General features: G+C 46.0%; 11 protein-coding genes. 9 read left to right on the top strand and 2 right to left on the bottom strand.

All coding sequences use genetic code 11. The features are described from left to right. Nucleotides 1–53: 53 nt before the first annotated feature. The 9 genes from AC1XTG_RS15280 to AC1XTG_RS15240 all read left to right on the top strand — a co-directional run bounded on the left by AC1XTG_RS15280 (nucleotide 54) and on the right by AC1XTG_RS15240 (nucleotide 11,685). Complete coding sequence (locus AC1XTG_RS15280; protein WP_484842537.1) at nucleotides 54–1,400, top strand: deoxyguanosinetriphosphate triphosphohydrolase; 1,347 nt, start codon at nucleotides 54–56, stop codon at nucleotides 1,398–1,400. Between the two features lie 108 nt (nucleotides 1,401–1,508). Continuing rightward, nucleotides 1,509–2,633, top strand: a complete 1,125-nt coding sequence (locus tag AC1XTG_RS15275; RefSeq protein ID WP_484842536.1) for an FIST signal transduction protein — start codon at nucleotides 1,509–1,511, stop codon at nucleotides 2,631–2,633. Further along, the gene (locus AC1XTG_RS15270) at nucleotides 2,633–3,985 is read left to right on the top strand and encodes a sensor histidine kinase (protein ID WP_056292089.1); all 1,353 of its coding nucleotides are present in this window, start codon (nucleotides 2,633–2,635) and stop codon (nucleotides 3,983–3,985) included. The genes AC1XTG_RS15275 and AC1XTG_RS15270 overlap by 1 nt, the downstream gene beginning before the upstream one ends. A gap of 38 nt (nucleotides 3,986–4,023) precedes the next feature. Then, a complete protein-coding gene (locus AC1XTG_RS15265; RefSeq protein WP_229238855.1) occupies nucleotides 4,024–4,431 on the top strand; it encodes a response regulator in 408 nt (135 codons plus the stop codon). Nucleotides 4,432–4,458: 27 nt separating this feature from the next. Beyond that, on the top strand, nucleotides 4,459–6,450 hold the full coding sequence (locus AC1XTG_RS15260; protein ID WP_056292095.1) for a response regulator: 1,992 nt from the start codon (nucleotides 4,459–4,461) through the stop codon (nucleotides 6,448–6,450). 154 nt (nucleotides 6,451–6,604) lie between these two features. Beyond that, a complete protein-coding gene (locus AC1XTG_RS15255; RefSeq protein ID WP_031528244.1) occupies nucleotides 6,605–6,979 on the top strand; it encodes a BlaI/MecI/CopY family transcriptional regulator in 375 nt (124 codons plus the stop codon). Between the two features lie 14 nt (nucleotides 6,980–6,993). Beyond that, on the top strand, nucleotides 6,994–8,733 hold the full coding sequence (locus tag AC1XTG_RS15250) for a TonB family protein (protein ID WP_484842535.1): 1,740 nt from the start codon (nucleotides 6,994–6,996) through the stop codon (nucleotides 8,731–8,733). 10 nt (nucleotides 8,734–8,743) lie between these two features. After that, nucleotides 8,744–10,585: a TonB family protein gene (locus tag AC1XTG_RS15245; protein ID WP_484842534.1), complete on the top strand. Its 1,842-nt coding sequence runs from the start codon at nucleotides 8,744–8,746 to the stop codon at nucleotides 10,583–10,585. A 74-nt stretch (nucleotides 10,586–10,659) separates the two neighbouring features. Beyond that, nucleotides 10,660–11,685, top strand: coding sequence for a Gfo/Idh/MocA family protein (locus tag AC1XTG_RS15240; RefSeq protein WP_056292339.1), 1,026 nt, complete (start codon nucleotides 10,660–10,662; stop codon nucleotides 11,683–11,685). 174 nt (nucleotides 11,686–11,859) lie between these two features. Here AC1XTG_RS15240 and AC1XTG_RS15235 read toward each other — a convergent pair whose 3' ends face one another. Continuing rightward, nucleotides 11,860–12,252 (bottom strand): ExbD/TolR family protein, encoded by a 393-nt coding sequence (locus AC1XTG_RS15235; RefSeq protein ID WP_056292104.1) that lies wholly within the window; start codon nucleotides 12,250–12,252, stop codon nucleotides 11,860–11,862. A 15-nt stretch (nucleotides 12,253–12,267) separates the two neighbouring features. Then, nucleotides 12,268–12,948: a MotA/TolQ/ExbB proton channel family protein gene (locus AC1XTG_RS15230; protein ID WP_056292109.1), complete on the bottom strand. Its 681-nt coding sequence runs from the start codon at nucleotides 12,946–12,948 to the stop codon at nucleotides 12,268–12,270. Nucleotides 12,949–12,981: the final 33 nt, after the last annotated feature.

Here is a 12,981-nt window from a genome sequence, read left to right as displayed (position 1 = left end):
GCGGAAAGGAATTGACCGAAACCGACTAGTTTTACTGCATTAAGAAAATCAACATGATGAATTGGGACAAACTGCTTTCCGCCAAACGCTGGGGAAGTGAAGACAAATACAACGCAAATCCAGCCGAAGCGCGGTCTGAGTTTCAACGCGATTACGACAGGCTCATTTTTTCTTCTCCTTTCAGAAGACTTCAAAATAAAACACAGGTATTCCCATTACCCGGAAGTGTTTTTGTACATAACCGGCTAACCCACAGTCTGGAAGTGGCTAGTGTGGGAAAGTCTCTCGGCCGGATATTCTATAATAAGCTCTGCTCAGCCGACGCTGACATTGACTCAAAATATCCTTTGGTTAGTGAGATAGGGAACATCGTTTCCGCCGCTTGTCTCGCACACGATCTGGGTAACCCTGCATTCGGACACTCGGGTGAGGCAGCTATCTCGCATTATTTTACACACGGTGACGGATTAAAATACAAAACCCTTGTAAGTGAGGCACAATGGGCTGACCTGATCCATTTTGAAGGAAATGCAAACGCATTCCGGATACTGACACACCCTTATGCCGGAAAAGGCTACGGAAGTTTCGCTCTGACTTACGCTACATTAGCTGCCATTGCAAAGTATCCCTGCGAAGCCATTGCCGGGCATAATAAGGCCAATATTTACACCAAGAAATACGGCTTCTTCCAATCAGAGCAGGCTGGCTTTCAAAAGATTGCCAACGAGCTGGACCTGTATAAGGTAACCGACTCGCCTTTGGTTTATAAACGTCACCCGCTGGTTTATCTGGTGGAGGCGGCTGACGATATTTGTTACAATATCATTGACCTGGAAGATGCGCACCGCCTCAAAATCCTTTCTTATAAGGAAGTCGAAACTTTGCTGCTGGAACTTTGTAACGACCCTAAAATGCCGGCAAGGTTACAGGAGATCGACGACGACGATGCCAAGATCAGTCTGCTGAGAGCTAAATCGATCAACACGCTCATCGGGGCCTGCTCCGAACTTTTCTATGATGAACAATCCACGATTCTGTCGGGCGATCTGAACTGCAGCCTGATCGACGGAATTGCGGAACCTTACCGGAGCGCGATGAAAGAAATTGAGCGCATTTCCATCAGTAAAATTTACAATTATTCATCCGTGGTTCAGATAGAAGTAGCGGGGTACAAGGTAATCGGCGGACTGCTGGAAGAATTTGTGCCAGCCTACCTGAATAATACTTCGCATTATACCCGCAAGCTGGTAGACCTGATACCCAAACAATTCATCACATCCCGCACAGATACCTATTCCCGGATCCAGACCGTACTGGACTTTATTTCGGGAATGACGGACCTGTACGCAGTGGAACTGTTCAGGAAGATAAAAGGCATTTCGTTTCCATCTATTTCCTAGGCTAAATACCGCACTTACAATGCAATAAGCGTAATATTAATTCGAATATTAAAAGTTTTACGTAAATTGTTTTCCCGAATTATCCAGCCCTTTTAGATACGTAAACCCATGCAAATTGAACAGGTAGTTTATACCGAATCTTCCTCTCAGGTTACATTTAGTTTTAGTCCACAACTCCTATTTATATTCGGAAACCGCGAACTACTTGAGGGTAGCGGTCTGACTGCAAAGCTGGCAGCCGAATATCCCGGGGCGATCTTTTCCGGATGCTCGACAGCAGGTGAAATTGCAGATGTGAATGTGAAAGACAATACCATTATTATCACGGCGATCGGCTTCGATAAAACAGGTGTAAAAAGCTCGAAGGTTTGTCTTGAAGATATCCAGTTCAGCAGCTTTGAAGCTGGCAAGCAACTGGTAGACCAGCTTCCAAAAGAAGGATTGCAGCACGTTTTTGTTGTTTCCGACGGTCTGAAAGTGAATGGTACCGATCTGGTAAAAGGTATGACGGAGCACCTTCCGGCAGATGTTACCTTAACCGGCGGTCTTGCCGGCGACGGTTCCCATTTCGTGAAGACGGTGATCGTGGAGCCTGACGGCGCTGTGGCAACACAAAGTGTAGCGGCAGTAGGATTTTACGGGGACAGTCTGTCCATCGGTTTTGGTTCAAGAGGCGGCTGGGACAGTTTCGGGCTGGACAGAGTAGTAACCAAATCGAAAGAAAACGTTTTGTTTGAGATTGATAACCAGCCTGCGCTGGATCTTTATAAATCATTTTTGGGAGATAAAGCCAAAGAACTCCCGGCCTCGGGCCTGCTTTTTCCATTGAGCATGCGCGACAGCGAAGACCGCGCCCCTGTGGTACGTACCATTCTTGGCATTAATGAGGTCGAAAAAAGCCTCACTTTCGCCGGTGACATTCCGGAGGGTTCATTTGTGAGGTTAATGAAGGCAAACAACGACCGCCTGATCACAGGCGCGGAAGAAGCAGCGCACGCGGCGGCCGAGGGCCTGAAAAATGATCCCGAGCTCGCAATCCTGGTGAGCTGCGTCGGAAGAAAGCTGGTATTAAAACAAATGGTGGAAGAAGAAGTGGAATGCGTTTCGGAAGTATTGTCGGCTCCGTTTATGGCTGGCTTTTACTCTTATGGCGAGCTGGCACCCTTTAATCGCAATGCTTTGTGCGAGCTCCACAATCAAACCATGACCATTACCACTTTCAGGGAACTGTAATGTCTGCTATTGAAATAACGGAAACCAATTACCACCGGCTGCTTAAACGGCAGATCCGGAAATCATTGCCTTTGGAGCTGGCCGAACATCCTGGCTTACAGGATTTCCTTTTATCGGTCCATTTGGCTTATACCGAATACCAGGACGATCTTACGAGGGTTGAACATATCCTCGAACAAAGCTCAGGCGAGCTTTTCAAGGCAAACAGGGAACTGACCCGCGTTGCGCAGGAGAAGACCGAGGAAGCTGCACTGACCAGCAAAAGACTGGAACAGGTTGTCAGCAGCATTTCAGAGATACTCTTGCAACTTGATCGTGACGGTACCATCATCTATCTCAATAATGCATGGGAAACTGTTACCGGCTACACCGTAGCCGAAACGCTCAACCGTAACTGGATGGATTTCTTCTCCGAATCGGCTGATCAGATCAATGAAGTTCTGAATACGGAGCAGAATGCGGTGGATGCGATTATCAAAATCCACACGGCCGGTAAAAAAGAGATATGGGTCGGCGGATCGATTACCAAACAATATGCCGGAGACGAGCTCGTAGGTTACATTGGCGCACTTTCGGATGTGACCGAAAAGGTTAATTCCGAAAGGAAACTGAAATCCTACATGCGCGATCTGGAAAGGATCAATGCAGAACTTGACCAGTTTGCATACGTGGTAAGTCACGACCTGAAAGCGCCGCTTCGCGCCATCAATAACTTGTCTGAATGGATTGAAGAAGACATTAACCATTTGCTGGAAGGAGATACGCTCGACCAGTTCAAGCTGCTGCGCGGCCGCGTGCATAGAATGGAAAGTCTGATCAATGGGATCCTGTCGTATTCAAGGGCTGGCAGGATTAAAACTTCGAAGGAACGTTTTGCATTGAAGGCGCTGGTTGACGATCTGTCTGAAACTTTCAGCAGCAAAAAACCTGTACGCTTCAAACTGGACGGTGACGCAAGTCTTGAACTCGAAACAGAGAAGATTACATTGACCCAGATTTTACAGAACCTGATTTCAAATGGCGTCAAATACAACGACAAGCCGGAGATAGAGATCACGATCGGCTGGCGGGAGAAAGACACTCTGTACGAATTTTACGTAGGCGATAACGGCCCCGGAATCAGCCCCGAATTTCATGAAAGAATATTTGTGATTTTCCAGACTTTACAGGCGCGTGACGAAGTTGAGAGCACCGGTGTGGGACTCGCAATTGTGAAGAAAATACTGGATGAAAAAGGCGGCGTGATCCGGATAGAGTCTCAAATGGGTGAAGGGACCAAGTTCTTCTTTACCTGGCCGAAGAACGAATTGAAGAATACTGAAACCTCTCTCAAAAACAATCCATTTCAATAACAGCAAATATTTAAATGTCACTCTCCAATCCAGTTCCTATGACAATCCTTCTTGTAGAGGATGACGAAGTAGATGTTATGAATGTCAAACGGGCATTCAAAAAAAACAATATTTCAAACCGTTTGGTCGTAGCTTCGAACGGAATAGATGCCCTCGCTATGCTACGCAATCCTGAAAATGAGTTTGCAAGGCCAAAGATTGTATTGCTGGACCTCAATATGCCGAGAATGGGCGGGATCGAATTTCTGAAAGAAATCCGTCAGGACCCGGACCTGAGTTCGCTTTCTGTATTTGTGATGACTACCTCTAATGAAGACAGCGACAAAATAGACGCTTTCAACCTGAATGTAGCCGGATATATCCTGAAACCATTATCGATGGACCGGTTTATTGCCGCTGTATCCACATTGAACAGCTACTGGACACTTTGCGAATTTCCCGAATAAAAATCTCAGCGTTATCTCTTAAAAATCATGATCAGTCCCGATATCCTGTTAGTAGAAGACGACGACATTGATGCGATGTACTTTATGCGTGCAATGCAGAAGTCTTTGCTGGATGTTGGCGAGGTCAGGATTTGTAAATATGCGGAAGAGGCGCTGCAGATGCTCGACGTATGGATTCCTTCCTGCATTTTTCTCGATTACCAGCTCCCAAAGACGAATGGACTGGAATTGCTGAAAAAGATCAAGCGCATTGTTCCTAACCTGCCGGTTATTGTACTCACTTCGCAGGGAGATGAGCGTATTGCTGTCGAAATGATGAAGGCGGGCGCAATGGATTACTTTCCCAAGTCGGAAGTTACGCCGGAGAAGCTGACGAAGACGTTCCATACAATGGGGCAAATGCTCGAAGCCGGGAAAGGAAGAGAGCAGGCCAAGCAGGAACTGGCTGAAAAGGAGGAGTTTATCAACAAAATCGCATTACTCTCCCCTAATATCATTTATGTAATCGATATTGAAAAATGGACGAATATCTTCCAGAATAAGCAGATATCGAAAATACTGGGCTACTCCGACGATGAGCTTCTGCCGGAAAGCAGCAATGCCCTTTCGCGGATTGTGAATGATCAGGACCAGCTTACATTCCGCCGGCATTACCACTATATGCGGCACTGGGTGAAGGATTCGGATGTGGTGGAGAAAGAATTCAGGCTGCTGCACCGTGACGGATCGGAAGTTTGGATCATCACCAGGGAAGTACCTTTCAAGCGCAATGCAAACGGAACTGTGCAGGAAGTGCTGGGTACTGCTATTGATATTACCAGTCGCAAAAACGTTGAAAAGGAACTGATCAAGGCGAAACGCGACGCGGAAGAAGCGACGCGGATCAAATCTGATTTCCTCTCTACGATGAGCCACGAAATCCGTACGCCCATGAATGGGATTATCGGCTTCACCGACCTTTTAATGACGCGTGATTTTCCCGATGAAGACCGCGAGTATCTGCAGATGATCAAGTATTCGGCAGATAATTTGATGGTCATACTGAACGACATACTCGATTTCTCTAAGATAGAAGCTGGCAAGTTTGGCCTGGAAAACTTCGATTTCGACCTGAGGGAGAAACTGAGCTACCTGATCAAAACCTTTGAAGTTAGAGCAAAAGAAAAGGCCATTGATCTGACTTATCAGTTTGACGAAAACACGCCGACACTGCTGACAGGAGATGCTTACCGGTTGAATCAGATATTGGTCAACCTGGTGGGGAATGCGATCAAATTCACAGAAGAAGGCGGCTTTGTAAAAGTGATCGTATCGCTTCACAAAGATCTCGGAAGCAGCGTAGACCTAAAAATTGATGTGGTTGACTCGGGAATAGGTATCTCGGAAGACAAGCTGAGCGTCATTTTCGAAAGCTTTTCGCAGGCACATAAGAACAATGCGAAACACTATTTCGGCGGTACCGGGCTTGGATTGAGCATTACGCGTAAGATTGCGGAGCTGATGAACGGAAGCATTACAGCTCAAAGCAAACTGGGCGAGGGCGCTACATTCAGCGTGATACTTAATTTCGGCAAAGCAGAGAAAGACCTCAATGTAGTACAGGCTGATCCGGTTGAACATATCTCGCTCAAAGGTTACCGTATCCTCGCTGCCGAGGACATTATTGCCAATCAGATCCTGCTGAAACACCTTTTATCCAAGTGGGAAGCTGATTTTGTGATTTGCAACAATGGAAAAGAACTATTGGAACACCTCGACCATGCAGAGTTTGACCTGATCCTGATGGACATTCAAATGCCGGTAATGGATGGTATAACAGCTATGAAAACAATCCAGGGATCGTATCCGCACCTCATCAATGTCCCGGTGATTGCATTTACGGCAGATACTTTCGCTGAAAAGGAGCTGGAAGGTGTCAGGTTCAGCAGCTTTGTAACAAAACCGTTCAAAGCCGATGAACTGATCAGCGTGATCAGCCGCAGCCTGAAAGAACTACCCGCTCCCGTAGCCAGATACTAGCTGTTTGAACAATTTTGAAAGTAGCAGCCTGCATTGAATGCGGGCTTTTTTTTTGCATTAGTTTAAATAACTAATAAAATAGTTTTGAAACTAAATGAATAGTCTTAACTTTGAGATAATACCAAGTTAAAATTTAATAATACAGCTCAAAATTATGGAAGTACGCACATTGACACGCGCTGAGGAGGAGGTAATGAGGATTCTATGGCAACTTAAAAAGGCATTTGTAAAAGACATACTGGCCGAAATGCCTGAACCCAAACCTGCTTACAACACCGTTTCGACGATCATCCGGATCCTGGAAAAGAAAGAAGTTGTGGGCTACACAGCGTATGGAAAAACGCACGAATATTACCCGCTCATCAGCGAAGAGGAGTATAAGCGCCACGAGATGAAGCAATTGATGGTCAATTACTTTGATAACTCATTGCCTAACCTGGTTTCATTTTTCGTAAAGGACAATGATCTGAAAACGAAAGATCTGGACGAAATCATGAAGCTGATCAATCAGCACAAAAACGAACAATAAAAACCCTGTTAGCCATGGAAATGCTATTGTATCTCGGCAAGGTGAACCTGTATTGGATCCTGCTTTTTGCCTGTTATCGTCTGATGCTCCGGCAGCACACTTTTTTTCAGCTGAACCGGTTTTATCTGCTTGGCTCCCTTGCCGTTGCATTTGCATTACCATTTGTAATCTACCCCGAAACCGCACCTGCGCTGCCGGTTATTTACGAGGTGAATACAGCAGCAGTTTCCATTTCGGCTGTTCAGGAAGAGCAGCCGCTGATTACCTGGGTGCAGGTCGCGTGGATTTTGTATGCGATCGGGCTGCTCATTTCGGGTTATCTGCTTTTCAGGCATATACATCAGCTGCGGAGGTTTTTGATGGCAGGCGAAGTGATCGAGCTGGAAGATTGTACCGTCGTGATGATCGACTCCAACCAGATCGGCTCATTTTCCTTTCTGAAATGGATCGTGATCAACAGAAACGATTATGAAAGCCATTTTGACGACATTCTTTGCCACGAAATGGTACACGCAAAGCAGTGGCACAGCGCCGATATACTCTTTGTGGAGATCATGAAAGTGTTCTTCTGGTTTAATCCCGTTCTCCTGCTTTACAAAAGAGATTTGCAGGAGGTACACGAATTCCTCGCCGACTCGAAAGCTTCAAACCGCGAAAATTACGCCCGCTTTCTGGTGAGTTATGCGTTGAATGCGCCCATTGCTTCATTGACAAACCATTTTTTCAAACCATCACAAATTAAATCCCGAATCCAGATGATCTACAAAAACCGGAGTCCGAAATGGCTGCTCAGCACTTACCTGTTTGCTGCCACAATGATAGGAGCCACTGCATTGCTGGTTGCTGGCTGCGAGAAGGAAGATTACAGCGAGCCTGAGGTAGCGAAAACAGAAGAGGAAATATTGCCTGCGAAGGTTTTTACGGTTGTTGAAACCCAGCCTGAATTCCCGGGAGGTACAGATGCAATGCATCGGTTTTTAGCGCAAAAGATCAAATATCCCACTGCCGCTGTAAAGGCCAATGTACAGGGAAGGGTGTTCCTCTCATTTATAGTGACTGAAACAGGTAAGATACAGACCATTAATGTACTGAAAGGAATTGGTTACGGATGCGACGAGGAGGCAGTACGTGTTTTAAGGAGCTTTCCTGACTGGAAGCCCGGCGAGCAGAGCGGACAAAAGGTTAACGTTAAATATGTACTTCCCATTAATTTCCAGTTGGAAGAAGCAGATAACCAGGCTAAGCTGAACATACAAACTGGTGAAAAGGCGCCACTGTATGTTGTAGACGGCAAAGAACTTGAAAACGCTGATGATGCCAGAAAGCTGTCTCCAGACCAAATCGCCTCAGTGAATGTGCGGAAGGATTTCAAAACCACTTCCATTTATGGAAACAAAGGCAAGAATGGGGTCATTGAGATTACAACCAAACCAAATTCGACTGAAACGATCAAGACGGCCACTGTCACTGCATTCGTGCCGCTTGCCGGAGCTACCAACCAGCCTACTGCAAAAGTGCAGCAATTAGACCCGGAGCCGCGTTCCGGAATACAGATCAGAGCCAATCCTAACCTGTCTGTTGCCAAGGTTCCTTTATACATTGTAGACGGTGTTAAGCTGGCAAATGGCGATGGCGTGAGCAAGATGGACCCGAATATGATAGAATCTATAAGTGTGCTCAAAGAGACGGGTGCCACTACGATCTACGGAGAAGAAGGCAAAAATGGGGTAGTGCTGATCACAACAAAAAAATAGCTCCCACTATATGGAAATGCTCATTTATCTGGCCAAAGCCAACCTGTACCTAATCCTTTTCTATTGCTGCTACTGGCTGTTTTTTCGCCAACAAACATTTTTTCAATGGAACCGGATCTACTTGCTGGGTTCAATCGGAGCTTCGTTCCTTCTCCCACTTATCGTGTTTTACACACCTGTGGAGGTTGCGGAGCAAAGTACAGAAATGATGCAGCAGGTCGCAGCGAATGCGGTAACACCCGCGGCACCGGAAGAGCAGGTTAGCTGGTCGCAAATCTTGTTTTGGGTGTATGTGTCGGGTTGCATGTTCATGCTGGCTAAGATGTTACGGTCTTTTCAAAAGTTATTTGTTTTGGTCAAAAATGGCGAGCGCATTCAGCTGGAAGCGTATACCCTTATTTTTCTAGACTACAAACAAGCTAAAAAGACGAACTCCGGTTCATTTTCATTTTTCAAATGGCTGGTTGTCAACCAGGCCGATTATGAGAACAATCCTGACACCATTCTCCGGCACGAACATGTGCATATCCGCCAGTGGCATAGTCTGGATATCTTACTGATTGAAATTCTCAAAGTTCTATTCTGGGCCAATCCGGTGGTTTGGTTCTACAAAAGATCATTGCAGACTTTACATGAATACCTGGCAGATATGGAAGCTGCCAATCGTGACACCTATGCGCATTTCCTTGTTTCCTACGCGTTGAATGTACCCGGACAGGTACTTACCAATCATTTCTCAAATGCTTCGTTACTTAAAAACCGCATCAAAATGATTTACAAAAACCGCACATCCAAATGGCTCCTGAGCAAGTATCTGCTGATCTTGCCTATTACAGTCACCGCTGTGTTCTTAACAGCAGCCCGCGAATATATCCCTCAGCCGCGAACCGCAAGTCCCGCGATACTGACCGATCATGCAATGATTAAGGGAAGAATTTCAGATAAAAATGGCAAGCCGATACCAGGCGCAATTGTGATCGTTAAAAACAAAACACAGGGCGCCGCGACGGATAAGGATGGAAATTTTGAATTAGAAAATGTAGCAGCGGGCGCGTCGCTGGTCGTTAGCCACATTCAGTTCAAGTCGAAGGAAGTGGCTGTTACCAAAGGGAAATCTACATACGCCATTGTCATAGAACCAGACGATACCGTTTTAAAAGGTCCGACGATTACAGCTACCCCGAACAAACCAGAGCCTGCTGCTCCCAAAGCCGCTGCGCCGAATGGGAAACCTGCTAACAAAACTTTTACAGTAGCGGAGCAAAAACCGGAGTTCCCAGGCGGGCAGGCGGCCATGATCGAGTATCTGAAAAGCAATACCAAGTATCCTGCTCCTGCACTCAAAGCGAATGTAGAAGGCACCGTTATTGTTAGGTTTACAGTTGACAAAGAGGGCGGCCTGCAGAATGTGTTAATAGTGAAAGGTGTAGGCTTCGGATTGGATGGAGAGTCTGTTCGCCTGGTTAAAGGTATGCCTAAATGGAAACCCGGCATTCAGAATGGCGAGCCGCTGGAAATGACGCAGACCATTGAGATCAAGTTTGACCTGGCTGCTGCAAAAGGTGATAAACGGCAGGGATTTCAGTTGCCAAAAACGACTGGATTTACGAATGCTTTTCAGGTAGCCAAAGTAGAAGTTGAAGATCTGTTTAGCTCGTCACTTGCCTATTTTGAGCCAAAAACATTTAAACCCTCCGTAGATCCGCCGAAAGCACAGTACAGGTATCAAGCCGATTCAAGCAGCTATCGGTTTATGAACTATCAGAGTTCCAATCATCCCGCTTTTGCAATGAGTCTTCAAACAACAGGAAAATACAAGTATCAAAAACAACAGTTGAAGAAAGACAATTAATGCGATAGCTAGCCAGGCTGTTATTTCTGATAATGTTTCCATATTTTACGGCAAACATCATTGGAGATAACAGCATGTCACTTCTTAAAGCCGCTATTATCGGCGGCGGCCACATAGCCGACCAGAATCACATTCCCGCATTAAAGCGCTTATCGGACCGGGTTGAAGTTGTTTCAATTTGCAGCAGGGTTAAGGAAAAAGCCCGTGCGCTCGCCGACCAGCACCAGATTCCCTTTGCTTACGATAGTGCCGAAGAAATGTATGCAGGCGAAGGCCGGCCTGACTTTGTCGTGATTTGTACTGCAAACAACCTGCATTATCCATTTGCCATGCAGGCACTTGAAAACGGCTGTCACGTATTTTGTGAAAAACCACCTGCATTAACCGCCGCGGAAGCTGCGCAAATGGCAGATCTTGCCCAAAGCAAAGGCAAGGTTCTCGCCTATAATCTGCAACTCCGGCAAACGCCTGAATTCGGCTTCATCCGACAAGCCAGACAGGAAGGAACATTAGGTCAGATTTACCATATCAATGCACGCTACCTGAGACGGCGCGGAATACCGGGCTGGGGCAATTTTACCAATAAATCTGTGCAGGGCGGCGGCGCTTTAATGGACCTGGGCGTACATATCCTTGATCTGGCGTTGGAGATGATGGATTATCAACTGCCAGACAGAGTGGTGGCTAACACTTATGATTTTATCGGAAAAGCCGGCGGCAAAGGTTTGATGGGTGAATGGAATGCAGACAGCTTTGAAGTAGAAGATGCCTGTTTTGCACACTTATCATTTCCGAACAATGCCAGCATTACTTTGTCAGCCTCATTTGCATTGAATATGGAGGCAGAAAAAGACGTGAACCTGGAAGTATTCGGCACAAAAGGAGGAGCAATGTACAAGCCGCTTGGGCTCTTTACGGAAACGGGCGGAGAACTGGCAAACACCCACTTCCCGCACCTGGCAGAAACAGATATCCAGCTCAAAAACACGACTGCATTCCTGGATGCCATTGACGGAAAGCCTAGCAATATCTGCAACGCCCAACAAGGAGCTATTTTACAGGAAATAGTTGGCAGGATTTATGAAAGTGCTGGGAATTAAAGGGAGGATGGAGGAAAGGGACGAAAGGGAGGAACGAAAAAGTAGATCGAAAGTAAAAAACAGAAGATGGAAGCTACAATCTTGTATTGTCAGTCTGAGCGGAGTCGAAGACAGCTGCAGAATGTCTTCGACTCCGCTCAGACTGACAAATCCTTTATCTATTCTCCATAATGGCTACTTCGCAGTAGCCATTACCATTTTAATATCGTTCTTGGCGCCTAGTTCGAGTACGTCTACCAGGTCTTGTACTGCGAGGTTTTTGTCTACTCTTAAAACGACTGTGCGCTCTTCTACGTTGGCGAAAATGCTTTGCAATTCAGCTTCCAGCCGGTCGAATGGGATTGGTTCTTTGTCGATGAAATAGCCTTTATTTTCATCCACAGACAGTGTAATCTGCTTTTTGTACATCTGCTGCGTTGCCGATGCTTTTGGAAGCATTAGCTTGATCACGTTCGGATTTGACATCGTGGAGATGATCAAAAAGAACAGCAGCAGGAAAAACATAATATCGTTGAGCGAGTGTGTGAACACCTCGGGGGCAAACCGGCTCTTGCGACGTATTTTCATAAATAAATTGTCTTTTTACTTCGCAGCCACCGGCTTTTGTAATACATCCAGAAAATCAGAAGCCGCCATTTGCAAACGCAATGCAAACCCGTCGATTTTCATGTTCAGCAAGTGGTAACCCGCATAGGCGATCAAACCAATGATCAGACCTGAGCCGGACGTAATCATTTTTTCATACATACCCCCAGCGATTGTGCTGATATTGAAGTCGTTTGAAATGGATATATCGTAGAAAATCCGGATAATACCAGAGATCGTACCCACAAATCCAAGCATAGGCGCAATACCGGCAATTACACCGAGGTAAGGCAAATTCCCTTCCATGCGCTGGATTTCGATCTGACTTGCGTTTTCGATGGTGGTTTCAATATCCTTAATCGGATAACCAATGCGGCCAATCGCTCTTTCCAGAATGCGCCCGGCAGCATTGCGCTGGTTACGGCAAAGTGACTCGGCAGATTTAAGGTTTCCCTGCTGAATAAAATCTTTTACATTATCAACAAACTGATGCTCGATCTTTCCGTTCGCATTAATTCCTAAGAAGCGTTCGATAATCAAAAAAAGAGTTGCCAGAAAAAGCAATCCAAGCGGTAACATAACCCAACCCCCTTTTGCGAGAAGATCTATAATGGAAAGTCCCTGGTCAGCAACAGGCGCGGCTACCGTAGAGTCAGTAAGTGCTTGCAGAAGCATCATATTAAATATAATAGTGAAAGTTTAAGCGAATGG

Source organism: Dyadobacter sp. HNCC25DJ183 (genome assembly GCF_056895175.1).
Note: the sequence above shows the minus strand (reverse complement) of the source record. Positions and strands in the feature narration are given on the sequence as shown.

What these genes read in the sequence shown, in the direction of transcription:
- AC1XTG_RS15280 (WP_484842537.1), top strand. Translation starts at nt 54, where the DNA reads ATGATGAATTGGGACAAACTGCTTTCCGCCAAACGCTGGGGAAGTGAA.
- AC1XTG_RS15275 (WP_484842536.1), top strand. Translation starts at nt 1,509, where the DNA reads ATGCAAATTGAACAGGTAGTTTATACCGAATCTTCCTCTCAGGTTACA.
- AC1XTG_RS15270 (WP_056292089.1), top strand. Translation starts at nt 2,633, where the DNA reads ATGTCTGCTATTGAAATAACGGAAACCAATTACCACCGGCTGCTTAAA.
- AC1XTG_RS15265 (WP_229238855.1), top strand. Translation starts at nt 4,024, where the DNA reads ATGACAATCCTTCTTGTAGAGGATGACGAAGTAGATGTTATGAATGTC.
- AC1XTG_RS15260 (WP_056292095.1), top strand. Translation starts at nt 4,459, where the DNA reads ATGATCAGTCCCGATATCCTGTTAGTAGAAGACGACGACATTGATGCG.
- AC1XTG_RS15255 (WP_031528244.1), top strand. Translation starts at nt 6,605, where the DNA reads ATGGAAGTACGCACATTGACACGCGCTGAGGAGGAGGTAATGAGGATT.
- AC1XTG_RS15250 (WP_484842535.1), top strand. Translation starts at nt 6,994, where the DNA reads ATGGAAATGCTATTGTATCTCGGCAAGGTGAACCTGTATTGGATCCTG.
- AC1XTG_RS15245 (WP_484842534.1), top strand. Translation starts at nt 8,744, where the DNA reads ATGGAAATGCTCATTTATCTGGCCAAAGCCAACCTGTACCTAATCCTT.
- AC1XTG_RS15240 (WP_056292339.1), top strand. Translation starts at nt 10,660, where the DNA reads ATGTCACTTCTTAAAGCCGCTATTATCGGCGGCGGCCACATAGCCGAC.
- AC1XTG_RS15235 (WP_056292104.1), bottom strand. Translation starts at nt 12,252, where the DNA reads ATGAAAATACGTCGCAAGAGCCGGTTTGCCCCCGAGGTGTTCACACAC.
- AC1XTG_RS15230 (WP_056292109.1), bottom strand. Translation starts at nt 12,948, where the DNA reads ATGATGCTTCTGCAAGCACTTACTGACTCTACGGTAGCCGCGCCTGTT.